This is a genomic window from Gardnerella sp. DNF01204 (assembly GCF_049244145.1).
Lineage (GTDB): Bacteria > Actinomycetota > Actinomycetes > Actinomycetales > Bifidobacteriaceae > Bifidobacterium > Bifidobacterium vaginale.
In genome coordinates this window covers 277,384-302,309 of sequence record NZ_CP058379.1, presented here as the reverse complement: position 1 = coordinate 302,309, position 24,926 = coordinate 277,384, and the positions used below count along the sequence as shown (strand labels likewise).

The window sequence follows — 24,926 nt, the reverse complement described above, 5'->3', positions numbered from 1 at the left end:
GAGCCATAACATTTTTATTATTTTTTGGTCTCATGCAGCAAGCTGCAAGGGAATCAAGCGGCCTTTTCCTGCTTCTCGCGCAAAGCGTCGATAGTACGCACTGCCTTGGTTGGCAAAGCGTTGAACAGGTAGGCGGCCTTGGACATGGTGCCCTTGAGCGCGCCAGCCATCTCGGAAAGCAATTCTGGGCGAGACTTGAGGTCTGCCAGCTGCTTGGCGCCTTCGGCATCGTAAACGGTTCCATCTGCGAAACCGCCCTTGATGACGAGGGTCTTATTCTCTTTGGCAAAATCACGCAAGGTCTTAGCAGCCTCAATGAAATCGCCCTTTACAAAGGTGATTGCAGTTGGGCCAGCAAGAAGCTCATCAAGACCTTCAATGCCCGCTTCCTTAGCGGCGATGCGAGCAAGCGTATTCTTAGCCACAGAGTAGGAAGTATCGCGGCCTAGCTTTTCGCGCAGAGAAGAAATCTGCGGAACTGTAAGCCCGCGGTACTCGGTAAGGTAGACAGCGTCGGCGTTACGGAACAAATCCGTAAGCTCTGCAACTACCGCTTCCTTTTCGGGCCTCTTCATGGCGTTCCTTCCTAAATTGGCCGTCGGAATGGAAATAACATATCAAAAAAGCCCTGCGCACGGCAGAGCATCCAAAAAACACATAGTGTTAAAAAGTTTGTGAAAAATCGCAAATAAATTGCAACAATCACTGCTCAACCTGTGCTGGCATGACACATCATTTTCAGGAATCTTACGACTCCACCAACGGTCTGTGGTTTACGTTGGGCAAGTTTAATACCCACACGCGACAATGTCAATATTTTTTCGCAAACTTTATAATTTATTTTTATTTAAGATTATTTAAGAGCGTACTCAACACGCGCGGTTGCTGGCGACTTATCCCAAACTAACGCGGAAAAGTCGAAAGCAACCGTACGCACCAAATACGCTCTTAAAATAATTAATTAAATTAATATCTAACTAATATCTAACTAATATCTAACTTAACTAATACAAACTAACAGATTTACAAAACTGCGTTAGCAACAAAATCAAGAATGAACAAAAGCGAAACAATCCAAAGCATTGGATGAACGTCTTTAGCACGCTTCTTGCAAGTCATAACTAAGCAATACATGATAAATCCAGCGGCAATGCCGTAAGAAATCGAGTAAGAGAACGCCATAAACACAGCGGCGAAGAACGCAGGAATAGCTTCAGAAATATCATCCCAAGCAATCTCCTTCAACGAGCTTGCCATCATGCAACCTACAACTACAAGCACGCCAGCCGTAGCAGCAGCAGGAACAGCGCTAGCCAAAGGCGCAAGCACAATCGAAAGTGCAAAGCACACAGAAACAACTACAGAAGTCAAACCAGTGCGGCCACCAGCACCAATACCAGCAGCAGACTCAACGTAAGTAGTGGTGTTAGAAGTACCGCAAATTGCGCCAACCGAAGTTGCAATCGAATCAGCAAACAGCGCACGATCCATCTTGGAGCTAAAGCCAGATCCGTTTTCCAAAGCCTTCTCATCTGCCTCAGAGAAAATGCCAGTTCTGCGGCCAGTACCAATAAACGTGCCAAGAGTGTCGAAAGTATCCGACATAGAGAAGGCGAAAATAGTTACCAAAACAAGCGGAATACGTGCTGGATTAGAGAAGAGAGCAGGGAAACCTTGCGGACCAAAAATAGCACCAAAGGTGGTTGGAAGCTGAGCAAAAGCATCTGTAACAGAAACAGCGTTATTTAACGAAGTCAAGCTAAGCGGAATACCAATCAAAGAGGTTGCAATAATCGTAATAAGCAAGCTTGCGCGAACCTTAAGAACAGTAAGAACAATAGCCAAAACAAGTCCAATAAGGAATAGCCACAAAACAGGATTGTTAATAACTGCAAGACCTGGAATAGCAGCGGTTGGCTTACTCTTAGCAGCGGCAGCAGGATCCTTGGAAGTAAAGGTGATTAAGCCAACGCTCATAATGCCAACGTATGCAACGAATAAACCAATGCCACCACCAATCGCGTGTTGCAACGAAGTTGGGATGGCACGAATAATCATCTTACGAATCTTGGTAACGGTAATAATAATGTTAATTAAACCGCACAAGAACACCATGCACATGGCTTCTTGCCACGTAAAATGCAAGCCAAAGCAAACTGTGTATGTGAAGAATGCGTTAAGACCCATGCCAGCAGCTTGAGCGTAAGGCACGTTAGCAAACAAGCCCATAACAAGCGTGCCAATAATTGCTGCGATGATTGTAGCGAGGAAAACGCCACCCTTAGGCATGCCAGTTTGGCTTAAAATCATTGGGTTTACGACGATAATATACGACATTGCAAAGAATGTAGTGAGACCTGCAGTGATCTCCGTTGATACATTCGTGCCGTTTTCTTTGAGATGGAAGAACTTTTCCATAAACTCTCTGTTCCTTGGTTTTACAGCGCAAAAGACCATAAAAAGCGCGGCGAGAGCACTTGAGCAATCGCGGACGCAATTACATTTGGGCATTCACGCAGAGGTTACTGCGACTCGCTCGACGCACAAAGCACAAGCCGAATAAACACGCTAGAAAACTCGCGAAATTTGAAATGACTTATAGAACTTTGAACAACCGAACAGGTTCGACCTTACGCGCACGTGCTGACCAAAGAAAATCATGTAAAGAACCATGCAAAGAAAACGTGTAGCGAATCGCACGAATGCAAAAATCACCCAAAGCGGCCAGAAATGTAGCGTTCCGCCTCCGTATTGCGCGGATTGTTGAACATGGTGGTAGTATCTGCAAAATACTCAAGATGCCCTGGTTTTCCAACCGCCTTAAGGTTAAAGAACGCAGTGTAGTCGGCAACGCGCGCTGCCTGCTGCATGTTGTGCGTTACAATCACAATCGTGTAATCGCGCTTAAGCTCGTTAATCAAATCTTCTACAGCAAGAGTAGAAATCGGGTCAAGAGCAGAACAAGGCTCGTCCATAAGAAGCACTTGCGGATGCACAGCCACAGCTCGCGCAATACAAAGTCGTTGCTGCTGGCCGCCAGAAAGCCCGATTCCTGGCTTATCTAGTCTATCTTTAACTTCGTTCCACAAATTCGCGCCGCGCAAAGCCCACTCAACTAGGTCGTCGGCATCTTGCTTTGAAATATGGCGATTATTTAAGCGAACTCCTGCAAGAACGTTTTCTCGAATAGACATTGTTGGGAAAGGATTTGGACGCTGAAACACCATTCCAACATCTCGGCGAACTGCCACAGGATCCACATCTTTGCCATACAAATCACGGCCTTCAAGCAACACCTGACCTTCCACGCGAGCGCCTGGAGTAATCTCGTGCATGCGGTCTAAAGTGCGCAAAACCGTTGATTTTCCACATCCCGAAGGCCCAATAAAAGCCGTAACCTTGTTTGGCTCAATGCTTATGTTAACGTCTTCTACTGCTAGAAAATCACCATAGTAAATGTTCAAATGCTTAACATCAATGCGCTGACCCATTTGCGCCTCACTTTCTAAAATCCTTCGTCTTACTTTGCTTTTACTGAAAACACGCGCGCCACAACTCGCCCAACAATATTCAGCAGCAAAACAATCACAATCAAGGCAAGGGCCGCTGCCCATGCTCGCTCCATTGGAATCGTAGTAACGCACGAAGATGGCGCGTTAGCTGGGCAATTCGCCGAAAGCTTTGAATACTCTTGGTAAACGTACACTGGCAAAGTGGTCATTTGCCCGTCAAAAAGATTGAAATTCGTGGATGCAATAAACCCAGCTGCCATTAAAAGCGGAGCCGTCTCTCCAACCACGCGTGCAACCGCAAGAATGCAGCCAGAAACAATGCCAGGCAAGGCGGTTCGCAACACAATTTTTGTAATCATGCGCTGCTTTGTAACGCCTAGAGCCAGCGCCGCTTCTCTTAAATCGTTCGGCACAATTTTTAGCATTTCTTGACACGACTTAACAACAGTCGGAAGCATAAGCAGCGAAAGCGCAACCGACCCTTCAAAACCGTTGATTGTTCCAGGACCCACAAAAATCGTAAAGCTAGAAAACGCAAACAAGCCAGCCACAATCGAAGGTATTCCGCTCATAACGTCTACAACAAGATTAATCAACGTAGCTAAGCGACTTCCTCGCGCATACTCAATCAAATACACGGAGCACATAATTCCAATCGGAATCGAAATCAGCATTGCGCCAAAAGTAATCTCCAAAGTTCCAATAATGGCGTGCAAAATACCGCCGTAACCACCTGTGCCAGTAGCAGCGCCACCAACCACATACGTCATATTATGCGTTAAAAAGTCAAGGTTTAGTCGCTTAATGCCGTTTACAATAGTCGTAAAAAGCAAAGAAAGAAGCGGAATTAGAGCAACTACAAAAGACAGGAAGATTAGCACGCGCATAAACGCGTCTTTTCGCTTACGACTTGCGATTCTAGAACGCGTTGGACGGAACTTGTTAAAGTCGATTTTTGGAGATTCGCTGCTTGCGCTAACAGAGCCAGCTTGTAACGATTCTGAATTTTGCATCATGCACTCGCCTTTCCCGTGATTTTGCGAGCAATAAGGTTTACAGCGAATGAAATAACAAACAGCACCAAACCTGTAGCAATAAGCGCACTAACACCCAATCCGTTGGCTTCTGGGTATTGCGCTGCTATGTTTGCTGCAATCGTCTGGTTTTGTGAAGCTTGCAAAATGTTGAATTTAAAGGTGAATCCTGGAGACAAAATCATAAGAACTGCCATTGTCTCGCCAAGCGCGCGACCAAGACCAAGCATAGACGCGGAAACAATTCCCGACTTTGCAAACGGCAAAACCGCCAGCTTTATCATCTCCCACTTTGTGGCACCAAGAGCGAGCGCGCCTTCTTGCTGCAATCGCGGAGCTTGCTGGAAAATGTCTCGTGCCATAGAAGTTATAATCGGCAAAATCATAACAGCAAGAACAACACTAACGGTTGCAGCACTACGCGAAGGACTTGCCGCAGGACCTGCAAAAAGCGGAATCCAGCCAAAAATGTGCGAGATAAACTTCCAGAATGGGTATATGGATGGAACTAGCACCAATCCGCCCCAAAGACCGTAGATTACGGACGGAATCGCAGCAAGCAAGTCGACTACACCACTTAAAAGCGGCACCATTTTTGGCGGAGCATAGTGGCTTATAAACAGCGCGATTCCAATCGAAACAAAGAATGCAAGGAGCAGAGCGAGCGCAGACATAAGAACAGTTCCAAAAACCATTGGCGCTACGTAGCTTAGGAAATCGTGCGCTTTGCCTCCCGTAAAGTCTAAAAATACTTGACTTACTTGGCTTTTGTTTGCGCCTACAATCGGCAACGCTTGAAACAGCAAGAACAACGCCACAGCTGTAAGCACCATTAAAATCAGCAATCCGCAAGCAATAGCTACGCTTTTGAACAAGCGGTCGGCAAAACCACCTGCAAAACCACCTGCAAAATGGCCACTTTTGCGCACATCTTTACTGATTTCAGTTCTTTGTTTAGAACTCACTCATGCTCCTTTTGTAGTCATTATATAAATGCTATCAGCAGCAATATATTGACTACTCTAAAATCTTGGCAAATTACTATTTTTACTTGCCTATCGACTGAATCGACTTGTTAATCCTGCCCATAAGCTTTTCTGGCAAAGGCGCAGTTCCAGCAGCACCTTGAGCCGCAGCCTGGCCATCTTTGCTGGTAACGTAGCTAAGCCAAGACTTTGCAAATCGTGCTGTTGCAGCATCTTTGTAAGCGCCGCACACAATATCGTAAGAAACTAGCACAATTGGGTAAGCGCCTTTTTCTTCCGTTTTGTGGTTTATTTTAACAACAACGCGGTGCTTTGATTTTGCTGCAGCATCTTCGTCAACCTTTGAATCATTAACGGTTATAGAGCCACCTTCTGGGCTAATCTCGTTGTAAGAATCTCCCACTTTTACTGCCACAGTTCCAAGCTTTCCAACTTGCGAAAAGTCCGCATATCCAATCGCTCCGTCTGCCATGCGGATTGTGGAAACAACGCCAGACGTGCCTTTTGCGCCCTGACCCACGCTATTTGGCCAATTTTCGCTAAGATCGTATGACCAATCGCTTGGCGCAACGTCTTTTATGTAGCTTAAGAAGTTCTGCGTTGTGCCAGACTTATCGGACCTATGAACAACTGTAATCGGCTTATCTGGTAGCTTTAGCTTTGGATTTTGCGATTTAATCGCATCATCATTCCAACGCGTAATCTTGCCGTCGAAGATTTTTGCGATTGTAGAAGCATCCATATTTATGTGTTTTCCAGCATCCGAAATGCCTTTTAGATTAAAGATTACTGCGATTGGAGAAATGTATACTGGAACGTCGAAAGCCGTAGTGCCATTAGCGCAAACCGACTTTGACTTTTCTAACTCGTCGTCGCTTAGCGATTTATCGGATCCAGCCCACGCTGTGGCTCCCGTCATAAACGTTGTAACTCCTGCACCCGAGCCAGTTGGATTATATGCGATTTTTGCGCCAGGATTTTTTGATTGGAATCCTGCAATCCACGCTTCTACAGCAACCTGCTGGGAAGATGCACCCGAACCTTGGAAGTTTCCTACGATTTTTGCGCCAGTATTTGCGGACGATTGCGAATTACTTGCAGGAACATTATCTCCGCAAGCTGCAAGGCTCACTAAAGTTGCGGATGCTAGCAATCCTGCTGCAATCGCGCGAATGTTCAAATTTGTGTTCAACTTGATTGATTTATTTTTTACTGCATTATTTTTTACTGCATTTTTACGCATATTCTTCATTCCTTTCAAGAAGAATTGCCATCATGCCAGTCAATCTGCGTTTCTCGTATAACCTACCGCAAATTTTCCTCTTAAACTATTTAGACTAATGTTTAAAACTGGCATCTTTTATTTCTTATTACCTTTTTCTTCTATTAACGATGCCAATCTTAAGAGGGGGGTAAAAACCTTGCCGCCAAAATCTGATTGCACTCAGAAAATGGCGGCATTTAGCGCTACTCGCCTTTTGTTTGGCGATGCAGCGCGTCGGCGACCACATCGGCGTGTTGAATTCTACAAATTCCTAACAATATTTACCGTCATTTTTGCAGCTGTATCCGCGTATTCGGATATGTCGAAAGTGTGGAACTCCTCGTATTTTGTGTCTGCATTATCGCTCATTGCGCGCACAACTAACGCTGGAACGTCGTTTCTTGCAGCAACGTGAAGAATCGCAGCGCCTTCCATTTCTACAGCATCCGCTTGAGTCGTCTCAATCACTTCCGCCACTTTTTCGGGCGTGTCTACAAAATATCCGCCAGAGGCGATTGTTCCCAAAATGTGGTTAATGCCCATCTTTGTTAAAACGCTGTCTGCAGTTTTAAGAAGATAATCGTCTGAATGATATTCGTTTGTAAACGGCTTCCACTGATTAATCATGCGCATGTCGGTGTCTAAATATTTTAATGTTTTTCCAAGAACAACATCATTCGTATGCAAATTTTTATTGAGATTTCCCGCAATTCCCGAAAAGATTACGGCCTGCGGCTTGTACGTATCAATTAAATACTGTGCAGTTGCAGCGGCATTTACAAGTCCCATTCCGCCAACTGTTGCAGCAACTTCGATTTTTCCGCCATCTTCGCATTCAAGCACGCCACAAGATACATCTAAGCTGGCTGCCTTATTATGCTTAACATTGCTAAGAGAACCGGCAATGTGAGTAACTTCTTCTTCCATAGCGCCAATAATGGCGATTTTTGTAAACTTAGGCATTCGTCAAATCATCCTTTTATCTTGTGCATTGAATTGCGTTTAATCAAAAATACGCTTACACAACACATAATAACAAAAGATGCGGTTGCAATTTTTAGCAAGGCGCTGCACGTAAATTCAAACCAAGGATTTGTGGAGGGAACATTCAAAAAACCCATGATTGAATCGTGGAACGCAATAAACCCAAAGAAAGACGCTATTAGCAAAACGCAAATAGTAGAGCCAACAACAAGACGCCATCCGCGCACAAAAACGCAAAGCACAATCAATGTAATAAACGGAACAATAACGCTAAACCATAGTGCGGAACAGGTAACAACAGTGTAGCCTTTGCTGTGAGTGCCGCGATACCACGCAAACGCCAGAAGAAATGCGCCAGCAAGCAGAAGCGCAAAAATCGCGTATCGCGCGATCGTCAGGGCGCGGCTTGAAACGTTTTTATCTTGGTGAAGATTGTTACGATCGGGGGCTGGCGATTCGCACATTTTGCACTCCTTTGTTCAAAAATGCTGCATATTTGAGGATTTATTGTAATAGTTTGTAACTAAAAAAAAACACGGCGTGTCGTGTCGTTCGCGCAAGCTGGGTAGAGATTCGAGATTTTTCGCAGCGAATGAAGCGTATCGCTCGCGCGTTACAGCGCGCTCACGTCTTCGCTTGCGTTGAAAGCACACTGTGCTTTCAACTTTGAGCAAGCTCAGCGAATCGAAGTGCATTCGCGCGCTACGCTTTAAGCGCTCATGCAGGTCGATTCGCAGCATGAAATGGTGATTCGCTGAAGTAGCAAGAAAAATCGAGAATCTCGGTGTTTAAGCTATACGCAATTGTTCAGACTCGTAAGAGGGCTGGGTGATTCTTGGTCGAACAGTATAAGAGCGGCAGTCGATACCAAACAATCCAATGAGCCACCACTACAAACAAACCTCAACCCAAAAACAAAATCAAAGACAAAACGGAACAACCGCAACAACAGACAACACGTAAGAGGCGGAGCGTTGTGAGACAAGAATTAGCCAGCCCTCCTACAACACCAAGCAAGGAAATATAGGAAATCGCACAACATTTTCGGGAAAATCTTCCCGACTTTGTAGCTCGACACGCCGATTAAAGCAACATTTTCGGGAAAATCAAGACTTAAGTCGGCGAGAAGAAACAGACTGCGCAAGCGTGTTAAGCAATCGCTCGGTATCTTCCCAAGAAATGCATCGATCCGTAATCGACTTTCCGTACTCAAGCTCACTCAAAGGCGCAGGATCTTGGTTTCCGCCTTGCAAGAAGCTCTCCATCATAACGCCTTTAATGCCTTTTTCGCCATGTGCAAGACGATCCGCAATATCTCGCACGACTTGAATCTGGCGATTCTCATCTTTGCCCGAATTTCCGTGCGAGCAATCGATTACAACGCCATTAGACGCCACGCAATCCGCGCCGAGCCTCAAACGAACCGATGCAACAGCAGCAGCAACAGAAGCCGCATCGTAGTTTGGACCCTTGCTAGATCCGCGCAAAACAACATGACAATCAGGGTTTCCAAGTGTTTGTACAGCACAAGCGCGTCCAAGATGGTCGATGCCAAAGAAAGTGTGATGCTGGCTAGCGGCCAAACATCCATTGACGGCGGCCGTAACAGAGCCATCCGTTGCATTCTTAAATCCGACTGGCATAGAAAGACCGCTAGCAAGCTGGCGATGAATCTGCGATTCCGTGTTTCGCGCGCCAATCGCCCCCCAGCTAACAGCATCCGCAATAAACTGCGGGCTAGTCGGCTCCAAAAACTCGGTTGCTGCAGCCAAACCAGCGTCCAAAACGCCAAGAAGCGTGCGACGCGCCAAAAGCAAACCCTTGTGAATATCGTGCGTGCCGTCAATATCGGGGTCGTTAATCAAGCCCTTCCAGCCAACTGTTGTGCGCGGCTTTTCAAAGTAAACGCGCATAACAATCAAAAGCTCACCTTCGAGCTTTGCGCGCAAATCAGCCAAACGAGACGCGTAGTCAAGAGCTGCCTTAGGATCATGCACAGAACACGGTCCAACAATAACAAGAAGGCGGTCGTCATCTCCATTAAGGCATCTGCGGATCTCATCGCGTGACTCTGCAACAATATCTTGCGCATACGGAGAAAGTGGCAACTCACCAAGAACCTGTGCAGGAGTGGGAAGCGGCTCCAACTCCAACACGCGACGGTTGATTATACGATCTACTCCAACCTGGTCTTCCCAGCGCTCGAATTTAGATGAATCGAGTGGATTTTTCCCTTCTTCAACAGCTTTTTTAACAGCACGAGCATCCGAGTGATTTAAGGCATTGCTGTTATTAAACGATTTACAATTAAGATCACTTGTACTAGGCTCAATACCACTAATATCGCTGCTATTAATATCCAACTCCATAATCACCGCCAATCTTAAGCACAAAACACCGCAGCTTCAGCCAATAATCTAATTAAATCAGATCCCAATCAAACTAGATCAAGAAAAATCAGCCTAAACTAATCTAAACCAGCTTATCGGTTTTCAGCATCAGTTATTTCTCGCACTTTCTCAACATCGTGTCTCACAGCATCCTTAAGACTTTCAACAGAATCGAAGGCATGTTGAGGACGTAAGAATTGCGCAAATTCAATGCAAATGCGATGACCATACAAATCCTGCCACTTATCTGTTAGAGCATAAGCTTCAACCACGCGATTTTCACTATCATTAGGATACGTAGAAGAATCTGCGCCAAAATCAGAGATAGAATCAGATTCAAAGATATCGCCAGAATCACCAGAAACTACATTCTTAACAGAAGAACCTTCATTCGATTCAGCAAAAGTTGGCTTAGTTCCAATTGAAATCGCAGCAGCCCAACGCCATGGCGAATGAACTCCAAGATGCAACTCATCCTTGCGCAAAACGCCAACACTCGGAATGTTAGAAGAATGCAAATTATCTGCACTAGCCTCGTCCACATCTAAATCAACAATCCAGCCAGCGTAAACTCCATCAACAGGCACATACCCATCAATACGCTCGCCCAAATTCACTGTTGGGAAACCGATTTCACGACCGCGCTCGGCACCATGAACCACAATACCCTCAACTCTATGCGGTTGACCAAGAACATCCCTAGCATCGCGAACCCTACCATTCGCGAGCATCCATCGCACATTCGTAGAGCTCCAAGCACGAACCTTCTTATTCGGCATACCTTTACTCCAAGCGCGATATTCCGCCTTGTTCATACCATCCGCAGGGTCTTTTGGCTCTCCATCTTCAGACGGAACTTCTGGCACAATTGGGTCTGGAACACGAACATCCCCTGGACCAAAATCGTCTACCACAACCAAATCAAAAACGCCCGTAGCTTGCGCAAGCTCCTTAATCGCATGAACATTTCCAGCTCTACGCGCTCCAAGGGCTGCATCCGACCCTAGCACAAGTGCACGCATACCAAGTTTTCCAACAAGCTGCCCTAGGAAGAATCTGTATGATTTTGCAGCAAAAGCTAGGCTGTATCGAACAATAATCACATGATCCACGTCTAACTGCTGCAAAACCCTGAGACGCTGACGAACACTTGTTAACGCCTGCGAATCCACTGGAATCTGTGCGTTATCTCCAAAATCGTCGAATAAATCTGGGTTTTCATGAACCACGCTTGGTCGCGGATCAAACATTATAACCACAGAAAACGCATTGTTTTTGCGAGCAAGATCAACGGTGCGTTCAATAACTTTTCTATGCCCTAGGTGCATTCCGTCAAACACACCTATCGTAACAATCGCCTTACGCTGAGCACTTAATGTTGGCCAATTAATCATGCCGTTGGCATCTGGTCGAATGTTGATGACCTTCATCATATCCTTACTATTCGCAACTATTCGAAATAAGCAGCATTCCTGCCGCGAACCCTTATTTTCACACTATTAACTATTTTACCAGCAAACTAGCTTTGTACAAATACCACAATAGGTTTAGCTTCTATTTGATTTATGTTTTTTTCATTTTTTTCTTGTAACTTGGAGAACGCTCTGCTTCCCCCTGCGGTTGCTGGCGACTTTTCAGCGGTTTCCAGAACTGCAACAACATCGTTTTGCTCATCTTTTTCGGCTTTTACGTATGCAATAGTATTTTTTTCACTAATCGCAGGAATCACTATTTTTCTACCAAAACGCAAGTCTTTAGCCTGATTTTCGCTGATTTCAACTGTTTGCATGGTTAATTTTGCGGATTCAAACATACTTAGAACACGATTTTGTAAATCATAGTTTTTTTGTGCAGATTTTCTACAAGAAGAATCTCCAGATAAGTCGCAAGCAACCGAACTGTTAGAAACACTGTCAGAAAAATAGTCAGAAACACTATCGTGTCTGTCAGCTACAACAGCCTTTGCGCGAGTCTGAGTCACGCCATTCTTGTCCGTAAATGTACGAATCCTAGTTTCAAGTTTAAGAACCCTATCATCTTCTACCGAAAATTCGCCAATTCGAGTTCTCCTAAGACTTACTAAATGTCCTCCTACACCAAGAACACGCCCTAAGTCGCGAGCAAGTGCGCGAATATACGTGCCGCTAGAACAAGAAATACTCGCACGCACATCAACAACTTTTGCACCGCTTACACCCACATTAAAACGCGCATCCAGAAGCGAAAAGTCATGAATAACAACTTCTCTCGGCTCTAAATGAACATCTTTACCTTCACGCGCTAAGTCATAAGCACGCACACCGTTTATTTTAATAGCCGAAAAAGCCGTTGGAGTTTGCATAATGTGCCCAGTAAAATTCTTAGCGATTACGCAACGCAATTCTTTAAGAATCTCATCAGTATTTGCAGAGTTTAGAATGCTATTTTCATCATCAACACTTGAAACGACATCACCGTCTGCATCATCCGTATTGGTTGATTCGCCAAGACGAATCACAGCCTCATAAGTCTTATCGTGACCAAGCAAATAGTTAAGCAAGCGAGTGGCGTTACCAAAACCAAGAATCAGCAATCCTGTAGCCATTGGGTCAAGCGTTCCCGCATGACCTACGCGTTTAGTGTGCAACAATCCTCTTGCACAAGACACAACGTCATGGCTGGTAACGCCTTTCGGCTTATCTACTAATAAAATGCCTGAAGATGATGTTTGAGAACTACTCATTACTAAATTTTATTTGATTAATTATTTGATTTAAAACTATAATTCCAAATGAGCAGAATCATCTAAATCGTCGGTTGCTGGCGACTTATCTTCTACAAAATCGTTTTCGCTGTTCTCATAATCCTCATACTCGTCGGAGTCATCAAAATCATCAGAATCATCGGAATCGTCAAAATCCTCATCTTCACGAGGCTTTTTATACGGATCCTCTTCACCAGCGTACCGAGCATTTTCTCGCGCTTTAGCTAGCTCCTCATCACGCTTACGCGCGGCGACCAAAATGTCTTCAATCTCATGAGCTTCACTAGGAACCTCATCGTAAACAAATTGGATTTGAGGAGTTAAACGCAATCCAGCCTTAGCTCCAACTAGAGTGCGCAAACGCCCCTTAGCCTGTTGCAAAGCTTGGGCTGCACGCTGACGCTCACCCTGCTCTTTACCAACAGTGCCAAGCTGTGTCCAATACACTTTAGCGATCTGCAAGTCGTTAGTAACTCTCACTTCTGTAATAGTCACATTAGCAAGTCGCTTATCGTGTAAATGAGCCTCCATGTTGGACGCAATCACTCTGTGAATCAGAGCCGCAATTCGCGCGGCTCTAGGGTTTGTTCCTGCCATAATTACTTGCGCTCAATCTGCTTCATTTCAAAGGTTTCGATTATATCGCCAAGCTCAATGTCGTTAAAGCTGCCAAGGTTAATGCCTGCCTCGTAGCCTTCGCTAACGGATTGAACATCATCCTTGAACCTACGCAAGCTGGAGATTTCAAGATCGTTAACAGTAGCAACACCGTTACGCAAAATACGGCACTTTGTACCGCGCTTAACTTCGCCGTCTTGAACCATAACACCAGCAATATTGCCAAACTTGGAAGAACGGAAGATTTCACGAATCTCAGAGTGAGAAGTAACAACCTCTTCAAACTCTGGCTTAAGCATACCCTTCAAAGCAGCTTCAATATCTTCGATAGCCTTGTAAATAACCGAGTAGTACTTGACTTCCACGCCCTCGCGGTCTGCCAAATCGGCAACCTGACGGTTTGGACGCACGTTGAAGCCAATAATCACAGCCTTATCAACTGTTGCCAAGTTCACATCATTCTGAGTAATTGCACCAACACCGCGGTGAATAACCTGAATTCCAACTTCGTCGGAAACCTCAATCTTCATCAAGGAATCTTCCAAAGCCTCAACAGAACCAGAAGAATCGCCCTTAATAACAATGTTGAGCATATCAACTTCGGACTTAGCAAACTGTTCCTTAAGGCTTTCAAGAGACACAACCTTGCGACGCTTAGCAAGCTGAGCTGCACGCTCTGTAGCTTGGCGCTTTTCGGCAATCTGACGAGCGGAACGATCGTCGGATGTGACTAAGAACAAGTCTCCTGCAGTTGGAACAGAAGTCAAACCAAGCACCTGAACTGGCGTAGAAGGACCTGCCTCTTGCAAGTGGTTGCCATTTTCGTCGAGCATTGCGCGAACACGACCATAAGACGTACCTGCAACAATAGAATCTCCGACTTTAAGAGTGCCTTGCTGAACAAGAACAGTAGCAACAGCGCCACGACCCTTATCAAGTCGAGCTTCAACGGTTGCACCACGAGCATCCATGTTCGGATTTGCCTTAGGATCAAGCTCAGCGTCAGTTGTCAAAAGAACAGCCTCAAGAAGCTTATCTACGTTAGTTCCCTGCTTTGCGGAAATATCCACAAACATGGTGTCGCCGCCGTATTCTTCTGGCACAAGACCGTACTCTGTAAGCTGACCGCGCACCTTATCTGGGTTTGCTCCAGCAACATCAATCTTGTTTACAGCCACAACAATAGGCACGTGAGCAGCCTGAGCGTGGTTGATTGCCTCAACAGTTTGAGGCATAACGCCGTCGTCTGCTGCAACAACAAGAATTGCAACGTCTGTAAGCTCTGCACCACGAGCACGCATAGCAGTAAATGCTTCGTGGCCTGGGGTATCCAAGAACGTAATCTTGCGCTTGTCTCCATCTAAAGTAACCGTAACCTGATAAGCGCCAATACGCTGAGTAATTCCACCAGCTTCTCGAGCTACAACATTCGACTTACGAATAGTATCAAGCAAACGAGTTTTACCATGGTCAACGTGACCCATAACAGTAACAACTGGAGGACGAGTTACAAGATTATCGTCTTCTTGAAGTTCCTCTTCATCCAAATCAATGTCGAACTGTTGAAGAAGCTCTTTATCTTCTTCTTCTGCAGAAACGAGATTAATATTCCAACCGATTTCTTCGCCAAGAATCTGGAATGTTGTTTCATCCAAAGACTGAGTAGCTGTATCCATTTCTCCAAGATGGAACAAAACAGTTACCAAAGCAGCTGGATTTACATCAATCTTTTCTGCCAAATCAGAAAGCGTTGCGCCCTGACGAAGTCGAATCGTAGCGCCATTTCCAGAAGGAATACGCACGCCGCCAATCACTGGTGCTTTAAGCTCTTCGTATTCTCTGCGCTTTGCAAGACGATTCTTGCGAGCCTTAGAGGACTTTCCACCCTGACGACCAAATGCGCCTGCAGCACCTGCGCGACCGCGACCACTGCCACGAGATGGACCAGCATTTGGAGCGCCAGCAGCCGCAGCTTGGAAGCTTGCAGCCTGATTTGCATTAAAGCGCGATTCTGCAGACGGACGAGAGCTTACGCCACTACCGCCACCCTGACGATGTGAACCAGACCACTGCGAAGAGCGGTTCGAACCATTACCGCCGCCCTGACGAGCGCCTCCGCGACCACCGCGACCGCGACCACCGCCGTTGCCATTACCGCCGCCCTGACCAGGCTTTGCTCCACGAGAATTTTCTGCAGCAGCGCCTGGACGTGACATTGGGTGAGGACGAGGAATATCACCAGGTGTAGGAGCGCGCATACCTTGCTTTCGGCTGAACGGATTGTTACCTGGACGAGGAGCAGAACCAGAGCCAGCACCCTGATGCGGACGAGGGCGTGGAGGCATCTGAGAAGAACGATCTGACTTAGAAGAACGATTTTCCCCGCGCTTATCGCCTCGTGCATCGTTACGATTTTCCCCGCGCTTATCGCCTCCACGCTTAGAATCAGCGTTAGCGATAGCATGTGGCTTTACGTGACCAGCAGAAGGCTTAGGAATTACACCATTTGGAGTGGAAGATGAATGATTTTCTTTATTGTCACTATTATCATGATTATCATGTGGCTTTTGCGAAGAATGCTGTTTTTCCGAAGCTTTTTCTGAAGACTTATCCAAATTTCGTTTTTCAGCATTATTCTGAGCCAACGACTCCGATTTATTAGAAGAATGATTAGTCTTATTCGAAGAATTATCAGCATTCTTATTTGCAGCAGGTTTCGCATCATTCTTTGCAGCAGACGATCCAGAAGATGATCCAGCGGACGCAAACTCTGTTTTTAATCTACGTGCAACAGGAGCCTCTACTGTTGAAGACGCGGACTTAACAAATTCGCCCATGCTCTTCAACCGCTCCAACACGGTTTTGCTGTCTACACCAAACTCTTTAGCTAGTTCGTATACGCGCTTTTTTACCACTCAGTGTTCTCCTCAGTCTGTGGCAGCGCAAAACGAACGCAGCCACTTTATATTTTTATAAGATTCTTATTCTTATGCTCTTTAGTGAGATACCTCATAATGCGATATCTCATCGTGCGACCATGATTTCAACCATGATTTTCTGTACCTCGTTCCCACTAGGCAGAAAGCTGCGCATAAGCCCAAATTGCAGCTTTCAGCATACTCGAAACGTTGGATTCTCGGGAGTGTCGCTAATGCTAATCCACGGGATGTTACTCTGCTGAAACCTTAGAATCAGCATTCATTTCTTCCTGCTTCTTAGCATGTTCTTCCGCAGACTCAATACCAATCTTCCAACCAGTAAGTTTTGCTGCAAGCCTTGCGTTTTGACCTTCCTTACCGATAGCAAGAGAAAGCTGAGAATCATGAATAAACGCTACAGCCGTCTGGCTCTTTTCACTAACAACATGAACCTGTGTTGCTGTTGCTGGAGAAAGAGCAGCGGCAACAAACTTCGCTGGATCTTCCGACCAATCAACAATATCTATTTTTTCTGGACCAAGATTCTCCATAACAGCACGAACACGAGAACCTCCAGGACCGATCAAAGCACCCTTTGGATTAACACCTTCCGTGTTGGCACGAACAGCAATCTTAGTGCGAGCGCCAGCTTCGCGAGCAATAGCCATAATCGAAACTGCTCCAGAAACAAGTTCTGGAACTTCGCGCTCAAAAAGTCTACGAACAAGATCAGGATGAGACCTAGAAACAACGATTTCTGGACCACGCAAACCACGAGCAACGTTCACAACGTAAACACGAATACGCTCACCATGACGATATCTTTCGCCTGGAACCTGCTCACGACGCGGTAAAATCGCCTCAACATCTCCAACAGCAACATGAATGTTAGAAGGATCTTTAGAATCCTGCTGTACAATACCGTTAATCAACTTTCCTTTTTGTCCAGAAAAAGCACCAAATACGCGGTCATCTTCTACCTTACGGAAAAGTTGAGTAATAACCTGACGTGCCGTAGCAGCAGCAAGACGTCCAAAATCACGAGGTGTATCATCGTATTCTTCGCCAAGAGTTGGTGCTGGATGAGGATTATCTTCCGTAGGAACTCCAGGAATCTCGTCTTTTGCCCACACTGTAAAGCTGCCAGCACGCTCATCTAATTCAACGCGAGCATGCCTAGCTGGGTGAGAAGTCTTCATGTATGCAAGACGCAAGGCCTCGGCGAGTGCCTCGTCCAGCTCCTCGGCATTAATCCCCTGCTGCGCCGCAAGCTGATGCATTCCCGCCAAATCCAATTCCATCGTGCATGTCCTCCTGTTGAAAATTCATTTATAAATTCACTTATAAAATTAACTTATTTTTCTTTTATCGCGATTAGCACACAACAAACGCGTTAAAATCTAAATCTAACAACGGTTGTAAAGCACAAAATCTTATGACTGCAATTGAAAATGTTAAGCATACAATGCCAAACGCAAAACAAGCAAACATTGGTCACAGTCACGGACTATTTTAGTAGATTATGCAGACACAGTTTGTTTTGTTAAGAAGCCTATTAGAGCGCACAAAACACAATCAAAAGCGCAACCAAAAGCATACGCAAAATCATCTTTTAATAGTTGCAGCATTAATGACAATAACAATGCTTTTCAGTGCATGTTCTAGTACAAAAGAATTAAAAAACAACAATCTGCATTCTTTGCAAAACCACGAACCTTGCTACAAAATTATGCAAAAAGCGAAATCAAGCCAAGAAAAAGTGGATAAAAAAATAAATAACTTAACATCTAAAGACTTAAAGAATGCTTCTGACACATGGAAAAAAGTCGCAGTTCAATGTAACAGTAGATTCGCTCAAGGCGTTGTGTTCAGTGCCCAAAACATTTGGAAATTAGCCAATTTAAATCAAACTGGAAATGCTGAAACAATTAAGCTAGCTGAGCAACTAGAATTAAACGCTTACAAAAAAATCCAAGACTTTGCAGACAATAACAAAAACCTATACTGGAATCATGATCCGCTAGCAAAAGCAGCTGTAGCACAAGATAAACTCGCATTTCTATTGCAAACGCTAGCTGCTAGAGATGCAAAAAACGTTTCACTTCGACAAAGTGACATGACGGCTACAATTTCAAACACACTTATGCATTTTGCTTCAAACGGAAGTGACTTGCGTCAAAAAGTCTATGAGATACCTCAGCAAAACCTGGAATCAGGAGTTGCTAAAGACAACGCCACAGGAAAAGAACTCCCTATTGTTGCAATAGCCTATATGGATTGTGCAAGAGAAGAACTAGACGCGTTAAATCAAATGATTTTCCCAGTAAACAAAGATGAAAAAATCAACAATGACGCGATTGCAAGTATCGAAAATCAAGATTTTATAGGTGTACTTGCAGATATCGTAGTTTCACACATAATAAGCGCGTATTCAAACGGATATCCAACTGACGATTCTGCAATCTTTGAACAATAAGCGCACTAACCTAGCAACTTCGAGCTTAAAGCGTAGCGCGAGAGGCGCTTTGACTGAGCTTGAAATTGCATAACGCATTTCAAGCTCCTTCAAAGCGTGATTTGGCTCAAGCATAAAGTCCAGTGGAGTTTACGTTTGAGCGGCTCAGGCGCGCTCGCCTAGGCTACAACATTCGCGCGGTCTACACGCGCGAATGTCCTCGCTGCAGCAGAAGCAATGCTTCTGCCCTAAGCAGCTCGGGCGCTTTGGAGTAACGCGAAGCGCATTATGCAGCTTCGCGTTAAGCCAAAGCGCCCATTGGGTCCCACGCTGGTAAAACGATTGCTGGCTCTTCAAGCGCCTTACGATACTCCTCTGGCAAAAGCGCCTTAGGCACAGCAACCTCATACACGTACTCAGTAAACCAATCGTCACTCATAGTAAAGTAACCCTTGTCGGCAATATCCGCGCCCCAAGAGTTCTCAACACGCCAGCGGCGAGTAGTTGTACCATCATCAGCAACGTCAACTCCAGCAAACGCCATCGCATGGTTCATCGCCGAATCAGCAAAACGCACACGCTGCTCCTTGTTTAAATCAAAATCAACGCCATAAACGCGATCATACTCAAACAAATCCGTAGCCCAAGCACCGTTTACACGATCCATCATAGGATGGCAATCCGCGCCAAACCAAACTGGAATGCCCTGCTCAACGAGAATCTTACGCACACAATCCTTCATAAACTGATTTGGTACATTCAAATATTCCGTAGCGTCTCCACCGGCAACGTTACCCAAGTGCTCAATAGCAATCTTCTTTCCCTTTGGATGCTCCGCACGCGGGTCGTCTACTAAGCAAACGTAGTCTTCCAGCCCAGCCGTAACGTACTTCTTCCAAAACTCAACTGGCGTAATCTCGCCATCGCGATGGAACTTTCCGTCCTCGTCCGTCCATTCCCAATCGAAGCTCTTTGGCGGCTCACCCAAGTGGATTGTAAGAATCCTATGACCTGCAGCAGTAGCTTCCGCAACTATGTCGTCAATATCTGCAGCATTAGCGTACATATGTGCAACAGCCGTTCGCAGCAAACGGCGAAGCTGAGTGTTCATAGCGTCCGTATCTTTAGACGACTCCGTTTCTGGATACAAGTCTTTAGGCACGGCACCATACTTCTTATAGACGTTCATAGCCATTGTCCACTGACCACCGTCACCCATAACGTCGTGCAACAAATGCTGAACTAGTCTAGAATCAGCTGGTTCACCAGAACGAACAAGAGCAGCAACATCCTTTAAGAAATAGTTGATTCGCTCAAGCTTATCGAAATACATTGCGTAATTTTGCGAAAACTCAAAATCCTTAACTTTAAGCGTTTTTTTAGCCACAAATCGCGCAACGTTCAAAGAGCTAAATAGCCAGCAGCGACCAGAATGATCCTGATGCCTTGCATCACCATTATCAACAACCGTTGAGAATCGGCGCTGCAATAAACGCGCGCTGTCATAGTTGCGCGCCACCTTGTCGATTCCAGCGGCAGTAACACCGTTCATTGCTAAACGATTCAATGGATTTGCGTCAAAATCGTCACGCAAACCTTGCAAAGCTTCGGCACTTAATTCAGAGATCTCAGTCACTGTCTAACCTTTCTTGTTTTTCCTTATTTTATCTTTATTTTTTATAGTTTATTTTAGCTTTTTATGCAAATCTTCGGATGCTTGCGACTTTTCCGTGGAATCTCTTTACTGCTTTTCTTTATGAGTTTTCACTTATAAATCCGCCACAAAGCAGAATCCGCCACACAGAGCAATTCGCTACTCGCTATTCGCCACTCAGGATTCCTGCGCGATAGCTTCTTCAACTTGAGCTTGTGCGTCTTTCCTCGCCTGTTTTTGAGCATCAGCATCGCTATTATCCGAAGCATCCGCATCTGCAGAATCGCCAGAATGCCCCTGTCCAGAAGCAGCATCACCAAAATCAAATCCAGAAAAAGCGTTTGCAAACAAAGACCTAAGCTCGGTAACTCGCTGCGTAATTTGCGCTTCCCTATGCTGCAGCTGTGTTAGGCGCGCCGTCATACCATCCAGCTCCTGCTGAGCTGCTGCCCTACGCTCTTCCACTTGAGCTGTAGCATCTTGCATAGCTTTACGAACGATTTGTGCAGCCTGAGCATCTGCATCCTTATGCGCCTGTGCAGCATAATTATCCGCATCCTGATGAACAGTTTTTGCCCTAGCAACAAGCGCATCAGCTTCTTCTTGAGCAGCGTGTTCTCGCTCTTTCAAGCCAGATATAAGTTCGTTCACCTTTTTTGTTGCTTCTTCTTGCTGAGCTGCAATATCGTTTCTAATTTGCTCAACTTCTGCACTAACCTGGCTTAGCGTGCGCGTGCGCTCAACTTGCGCTTCGTCTGCAATCTCCTGGGCTTTTGCCGCAGCAGCATCTGTAATTTCTCCAGCCTTGCGCTGCGCATCCGCCATCATCTTTGTTGCTCGCTCCTGCATGTCTGCAAGTTTCTTGTTTGCTTCTGCCAAAGCCGACTCAATCTGATCATTTGTCTCTGCTTTAGCATGAGCAATTTCCGCGTTTGCCGCAGACCTTTGTTCCGCGATTTTCTGCGCTGCATCCGCTTTTAGCTGTGCAATTGCACGCTCCTGCTCGGATTTTTCGGATGCCATTCGCTTCGTGTGTTCTTCTCTAGCGTTGTTTATTTCCAGCGTTGCAGCATCTCTTTGTGCAGTAACATCTTTGTTTGTTGTTTCACGCAAACGCTGCGAGTCTTCTTTTGCCGCACTCGTCATCTGGCTTGCCTTGTTGCTTGCTGTAGAAAGCAGCGTATCCGCTTTTGTTTGAGCTTCTTGCAGCAAATGCTCTGCGTCTAATTTTGCATTGTTCAGCAAGGTTCCAGCCTGCGCTTGAGCCGTTTTTTTAATCGATGCAGCGTCTTGTTTTGCGCGTTCAATTAGCTGCGCACTCGTCTGTTCTGCAGACGCAAGTAATTGTTGCGCATTTGCGCCCAAAGATGCAAAAGTATTCCCGCTTTTTGCACGTTTAACATTATTTTTTTCTTCTTGCAATTGTGCTTGCAATTGAAGAATAGATTCGTCACTAGATCGCACTTGCTCACGCAGACGCGATATTGTGCGCTCGTAGTTAGAAAAGGCTTCGTTGACTTTATCTTTGTCGTATCCGCGCAAAGCAGTTGGGAAACGATCTGGCACCATAGTTTTTCCTTTCACAAACCCCCGCACGATTCACTAACTTATCGTGCACACTCCATCAGCAATAACGCTATCACTTTAGACGCAAAAACACTCGGGCGTGTCGAGCGAACTACTCGAGCAATATGCTTAAAGATGAAGGTTTCATATAGTATTTTACGGCTTCACGAATTATGTTTTGACCAGCTTTTATTTGCGAATCTAACGGCAGCCCATGCCTAGCGTCATGAGTTGCAACTACTGGAGGAAAACTTACAAATCCTGCAATTATCTGCTTTTTAGAATTATTGGACGCCCAATTTAATAGCCTATAAAACAGTGAGTTGCAAACGTATGTTCCTGCATCCGAGCTTAGTGTTGACGCTATTGCGTCGTGAGCAAAATCGTTTAGAATCATTCGCAATGGCAACCTAGTCCAATACGCAGATGGTCCATTTTCAACAATTTGCACACTTTGTGGAGTGTGGTTATCTACGTCTGGTTTAGTTGCGTCCATAATATTTGTGGCGCACCGTTCTAATTGCACTCCGCGAGCAGTATGTTTTACTCCTGTTGCAATTACAATATCCGCATTTTGCGCATTAATCGTTTCTAAAAGCTGAGGCCATGCGTTTGCAAAGCTAATCGGCAGCATTACAGACTTGATATTTACGCTAACATCTTCTGGAAGATCAAGCTCCTGACTTGAATATTGTTCTAAAGCCAATGGCACTTCGTAAGACGGGTTTACGCTAAGATCAACATATGGTCCAAATCCTGAAATAACTACGTTAATTTGCTTCATAACAATAGCTTTCTACGAATAGCTTTGCTTTTTACTTATCTTTGACTATAAGCGCAAGCAATCGTCCTTCATGTGATTTTCCAGCAAGACCTGCGCGTCTATGAGAATACCAGAGTGGATTTTCCAACGTGCACATTGGGTTTTGCAACGCCTGAAGGCGACTTTTCAGCGTTCCACCTTCGCAATCAACATCGCAAACTGTACTCAATTCTTCGTCTTCTGCCAAATATTGAGTTGCGGCTGTAACTCGCGGTAAAGCGTCAACAACGTTTGCAACTCCTGCCATAGCTAAATCAATGCGGGCAGCTTCAGCAATATCAATTCCCACTCCACCAAAACGCGTTTGTGTTACAGTTTGTGGATATCTGCGTTCAAAGTCGCTAGCTATTTCTTCGCCAACTTCATAGCAATCGCCACAAATACATGGTCCAAGAACAGCTGTTATATTCGAGCGTTCGGCTCCTTTTTCACACATTGCTTCAATAGTAGAATCAAGTACTCCAGACATTAAGCCTTTTCGTCCGCAATGCGCTGCAGCTATTACTCCAGATTCACTATCGGCAAGTAAAACTGGTAGGCAATCTGCAGCAAACATTCCTAAAGCGAGTGAGCATGCTGTTGAAACTTGAGCATCAGCCTCAATTCGCACTTTTGAATCTGCAAAACCTGTTGCATCAAAACCATACGGAGTGTTCCACGAATCAACTATTGAATCTGCATCAAACACGCTATTTCCATGCACTTGGCTAACAAGACACAAGTCGGCTTTAAGAGTATTTTGCAAAGCACAACGGTTGCTAAACACAGCTTTAGCATCGTCGCCAGCTTTGCCACCTAGGTTAAGCGACGCAAAATCACCTTCGGAAATGCCACCTAATCGTGTCGTAAAAACGACGTGAGCACGCGATCCCAATGGCACTGGAATTGTCACTGGAATTGGCAACCCATGCTCGTCTTCGTGAGCAAGTGGCATTCCTGCTACGCTAGTTTCCTGCATATTATTCGCTTTCGTTTTGTTTTATTTGCCGTAACAAGTTATTTGCCGTAAAAGTTAGCCCAAATAAGCTAATTCTTCATCGCTTAACTGCAAATCCGCAGCTTTTAGACTATCTAATATTGTAGCTGGTCTATGAGCGCCTGGAATAACAAAAACGTTATTTCCCTTAGCAAGCTCCCAAGCCAAAACAACCTGCTGATAGCTAACTTTATGAGCATCTGCCACTTTGCGGAATGGGTCAAAAAGATGCTCGTCATATGGGTGACGGAACCCTCCAAGAGGACTCCAGCAAATAAACGCAATCCCAAGCTTCTTGCAATACTGCAACGTGTCTTCGTTTTCTAAATGCACTGGCGAATACTGGTTTTGTACAGCAACAAGCTTTTCTCCCAGAATCCCGCGCGCAATGTCAATCTGCTCAACAGATGCGTTAGAAATGCCAATTTCGCGCGCAACTCCTTCATCGAGCAACTGTTGCATTGCTTCAATCGACTCGTTGTATGGAACTTCTGGATCTGGCCTGTGGAAGTAAAGCAAATCAATCGTATCTACGCCAAGAGCCATTGCTGACTCTTTAGCGTGAGCAATCAAATGCTCTGGCTTACCATCTTTACCCCATGTTGGCTTTCCATCTGTAAAGTTGCGGAAGTGTCCGACTTTTGTTGCAACTAAAATAGAAGACTTGTCGCCTTTCCAACTTTCTAAAGCCTCGCGAACAAGCTTTTCGCCAGTTTGTTCCTCGCCGCCAGAACAATAGTATGCCCATGCTGTATCGATATGAGTGCAGCCTGCATCAAGAGCTGCATGAATAGTTTCAATACCCATATCGTGTCCAAGATTGTTTTCAATCGTCAATGGCATTTCACCAAAACCAATAGCAGTGGTTTTAAATGACCCTAAAGTGCGATCCATAATAGTATTTCCCTTATTTTAAGCCGTTTTAAAATGCCCCCAAGTGCAAAAGCTACTTGAAGGCATTTAGAATTATTTTTATTTTATGCGACTACGCTTTTGTGCGTTC

General features: G+C 45.2%; 20 protein-coding genes. 1 reads left to right on the top strand and 19 read right to left on the bottom strand.

The features are described from left to right. Nucleotides 1-53 precede the first annotated feature (53 nt). From rplJ to nusA, 14 genes are all read right to left on the bottom strand, one after another. The gene (gene rplJ, locus HXT46_RS01125; RefSeq protein WP_004112001.1) at nucleotides 54-575 is read right to left on the bottom strand and encodes a 50S ribosomal protein L10; all 522 of its coding nucleotides are present in this window, start codon (nucleotides 573-575) and stop codon (nucleotides 54-56) included. Between the two features lie 448 nt (nucleotides 576-1,023). Beyond that, complete coding sequence (locus tag HXT46_RS01120) at nucleotides 1,024-2,418, bottom strand: NCS2 family permease (protein ID WP_004118365.1); 1,395 nt, start codon at nucleotides 2,416-2,418, stop codon at nucleotides 1,024-1,026. Nucleotides 2,419-2,711: 293 nt separating this feature from the next. Next, a complete protein-coding gene (pstB, locus tag HXT46_RS01115) occupies nucleotides 2,712-3,491 on the bottom strand; it encodes a phosphate ABC transporter ATP-binding protein PstB (RefSeq protein WP_004111995.1) in 780 nt (259 codons plus the stop codon). Between the two features lie 29 nt (nucleotides 3,492-3,520). Beyond that, entirely contained in the window at nucleotides 3,521-4,528 is a 1,008-nt protein-coding gene (pstA, locus tag HXT46_RS01110; protein WP_004111993.1) for a phosphate ABC transporter permease PstA, read from the bottom strand. Next, complete coding sequence (pstC, locus tag HXT46_RS01105) at nucleotides 4,525-5,511, bottom strand: phosphate ABC transporter permease subunit PstC (RefSeq protein WP_421786115.1); 987 nt, start codon at nucleotides 5,509-5,511, stop codon at nucleotides 4,525-4,527. Before pstC ends, pstA begins: the two co-directional genes overlap by 4 nt. A gap of 82 nt (nucleotides 5,512-5,593) precedes the next feature. Continuing rightward, nucleotides 5,594-6,775: a phosphate ABC transporter substrate-binding protein PstS gene (gene pstS / locus HXT46_RS01100; protein ID WP_004111989.1), complete on the bottom strand. Its 1,182-nt coding sequence runs from the start codon at nucleotides 6,773-6,775 to the stop codon at nucleotides 5,594-5,596. A gap of 282 nt (nucleotides 6,776-7,057) precedes the next feature. Next, nucleotides 7,058-7,759: a 5'-methylthioadenosine/S-adenosylhomocysteine nucleosidase gene (mtnN, locus tag HXT46_RS01095; protein WP_421786112.1), complete on the bottom strand. Its 702-nt coding sequence runs from the start codon at nucleotides 7,757-7,759 to the stop codon at nucleotides 7,058-7,060. An 8-nt stretch (nucleotides 7,760-7,767) separates the two neighbouring features. After that, entirely contained in the window at nucleotides 7,768-8,244 is a 477-nt protein-coding gene (locus HXT46_RS01090) for a hypothetical protein (protein ID WP_004111985.1), read from the bottom strand. A 642-nt stretch (nucleotides 8,245-8,886) separates the two neighbouring features. Beyond that, on the bottom strand, nucleotides 8,887-10,149 hold the full coding sequence (locus tag HXT46_RS01085) for a 3-deoxy-7-phosphoheptulonate synthase (protein WP_101890077.1): 1,263 nt from the start codon (nucleotides 10,147-10,149) through the stop codon (nucleotides 8,887-8,889). Between the two features lie 113 nt (nucleotides 10,150-10,262). Further along, nucleotides 10,263-11,600, bottom strand: a complete 1,338-nt coding sequence (locus HXT46_RS01080; protein ID WP_421786314.1) for a riboflavin kinase — start codon at nucleotides 11,598-11,600, stop codon at nucleotides 10,263-10,265. A gap of 89 nt (nucleotides 11,601-11,689) precedes the next feature. Continuing rightward, a complete protein-coding gene (gene truB, locus HXT46_RS01075) occupies nucleotides 11,690-12,892 on the bottom strand; it encodes a tRNA pseudouridine(55) synthase TruB (RefSeq protein WP_032840541.1) in 1,203 nt (400 codons plus the stop codon). 36 nt (nucleotides 12,893-12,928) lie between these two features. Then, nucleotides 12,929-13,510, bottom strand: coding sequence for a 30S ribosome-binding factor RbfA (gene rbfA, locus HXT46_RS01070; RefSeq protein ID WP_004111977.1), 582 nt, complete (start codon nucleotides 13,508-13,510; stop codon nucleotides 12,929-12,931). Nucleotides 13,511-13,512: 2 nt separating this feature from the next. After that, nucleotides 13,513-16,446 (bottom strand): translation initiation factor IF-2, encoded by a 2,934-nt coding sequence (infB, locus tag HXT46_RS01065; protein WP_421786110.1) that lies wholly within the window; start codon nucleotides 16,444-16,446, stop codon nucleotides 13,513-13,515. Nucleotides 16,447-16,700: 254 nt separating this feature from the next. Beyond that, on the bottom strand, nucleotides 16,701-17,750 hold the full coding sequence (gene nusA, locus HXT46_RS01060) for a transcription termination factor NusA (RefSeq protein ID WP_065189770.1): 1,050 nt from the start codon (nucleotides 17,748-17,750) through the stop codon (nucleotides 16,701-16,703). Nucleotides 17,751-17,971: 221 nt separating this feature from the next. Between nusA and HXT46_RS01055 the strand changes: the two genes are divergently transcribed. After that, the gene (locus tag HXT46_RS01055; protein WP_101888592.1) at nucleotides 17,972-18,925 is read left to right on the top strand and encodes a hypothetical protein; all 954 of its coding nucleotides are present in this window, start codon (nucleotides 17,972-17,974) and stop codon (nucleotides 18,923-18,925) included. Between the two features lie 280 nt (nucleotides 18,926-19,205). Here HXT46_RS01055 and HXT46_RS01050 read toward each other — a convergent pair whose 3' ends face one another. The 5 genes from HXT46_RS01050 to HXT46_RS01030 form a co-directional block, all read right to left on the bottom strand. Continuing rightward, complete coding sequence (locus tag HXT46_RS01050; protein WP_421786107.1) at nucleotides 19,206-20,540, bottom strand: C1 family peptidase; 1,335 nt, start codon at nucleotides 20,538-20,540, stop codon at nucleotides 19,206-19,208. Nucleotides 20,541-20,735: 195 nt separating this feature from the next. Beyond that, nucleotides 20,736-22,127, bottom strand: a complete 1,392-nt coding sequence (locus tag HXT46_RS01045; RefSeq protein WP_182835830.1) for a cell division protein — start codon at nucleotides 22,125-22,127, stop codon at nucleotides 20,736-20,738. Nucleotides 22,128-22,236: 109 nt separating this feature from the next. Beyond that, nucleotides 22,237-22,908 carry a pyroglutamyl-peptidase I gene (locus HXT46_RS01040; RefSeq protein ID WP_285064657.1) on the bottom strand — a complete coding sequence of 224 codons (672 nt, stop codon included), beginning with the start codon at nucleotides 22,906-22,908 and terminating at the stop codon, nucleotides 22,237-22,239. A 31-nt stretch (nucleotides 22,909-22,939) separates the two neighbouring features. Then, on the bottom strand, nucleotides 22,940-23,905 hold the full coding sequence (locus tag HXT46_RS01035) for a polyphenol oxidase family protein (protein WP_421786104.1): 966 nt from the start codon (nucleotides 23,903-23,905) through the stop codon (nucleotides 22,940-22,942). A 54-nt stretch (nucleotides 23,906-23,959) separates the two neighbouring features. Beyond that, nucleotides 23,960-24,817 (bottom strand): aldo/keto reductase, encoded by an 858-nt coding sequence (locus HXT46_RS01030; protein WP_421786102.1) that lies wholly within the window; start codon nucleotides 24,815-24,817, stop codon nucleotides 23,960-23,962. Nucleotides 24,818-24,926: the final 109 nt, after the last annotated feature.

Bases quoted from the DNA above. Each gene is read 5' to 3' on its own strand.
- rplJ (WP_004112001.1), bottom strand. From the start codon at position 575: ATGAAGAGGCCCGAAAAGGAAGCGGTAGTTGCAGAGCTTACGGATTTG.
- HXT46_RS01120 (WP_004118365.1), bottom strand. From the start codon at position 2,418: ATGGAAAAGTTCTTCCATCTCAAAGAAAACGGCACGAATGTATCAACG.
- pstB (WP_004111995.1), bottom strand. From the start codon at position 3,491: ATGGGTCAGCGCATTGATGTTAAGCATTTGAACATTTACTATGGTGAT.
- pstA (WP_004111993.1), bottom strand. From the start codon at position 4,528: ATGATGCAAAATTCAGAATCGTTACAAGCTGGCTCTGTTAGCGCAAGC.
- pstS (WP_004111989.1), bottom strand. From the start codon at position 6,775: ATGCGTAAAAATGCAGTAAAAAATAATGCAGTAAAAAATAAATCAATC.
- mtnN (WP_421786112.1), bottom strand. From the start codon at position 7,759: ATGCCTAAGTTTACAAAAATCGCCATTATTGGCGCTATGGAAGAAGAA.
- HXT46_RS01090 (WP_004111985.1), bottom strand. From the start codon at position 8,244: ATGTGCGAATCGCCAGCCCCCGATCGTAACAATCTTCACCAAGATAAA.
- HXT46_RS01085 (WP_101890077.1), bottom strand. From the start codon at position 10,149: ATGGAGTTGGATATTAATAGCAGCGATATTAGTGGTATTGAGCCTAGT.
- HXT46_RS01080 (WP_421786314.1), bottom strand. From the start codon at position 11,600: ATGAAGGTCATCAACATTCGACCAGATGCCAACGGCATGATTAATTGG.
- truB (WP_032840541.1), bottom strand. From the start codon at position 12,892: ATGAGTAGTTCTCAAACATCATCTTCAGGCATTTTATTAGTAGATAAG.
- rbfA (WP_004111977.1), bottom strand. From the start codon at position 13,510: ATGGCAGGAACAAACCCTAGAGCCGCGCGAATTGCGGCTCTGATTCAC.
- nusA (WP_065189770.1), bottom strand. From the start codon at position 17,750: ATGGAATTGGATTTGGCGGGAATGCATCAGCTTGCGGCGCAGCAGGGG.
- HXT46_RS01055 (WP_101888592.1), top strand. From the start codon at position 17,972: ATGCAGACACAGTTTGTTTTGTTAAGAAGCCTATTAGAGCGCACAAAA.
- HXT46_RS01045 (WP_182835830.1), bottom strand. From the start codon at position 22,127: ATGGTGCCAGATCGTTTCCCAACTGCTTTGCGCGGATACGACAAAGAT.
- HXT46_RS01040 (WP_285064657.1), bottom strand. From the start codon at position 22,908: ATGAAGCAAATTAACGTAGTTATTTCAGGATTTGGACCATATGTTGAT.
- HXT46_RS01035 (WP_421786104.1), bottom strand. From the start codon at position 23,905: ATGCAGGAAACTAGCGTAGCAGGAATGCCACTTGCTCACGAAGACGAG.
- HXT46_RS01030 (WP_421786102.1), bottom strand. From the start codon at position 24,817: ATGGATCGCACTTTAGGGTCATTTAAAACCACTGCTATTGGTTTTGGT.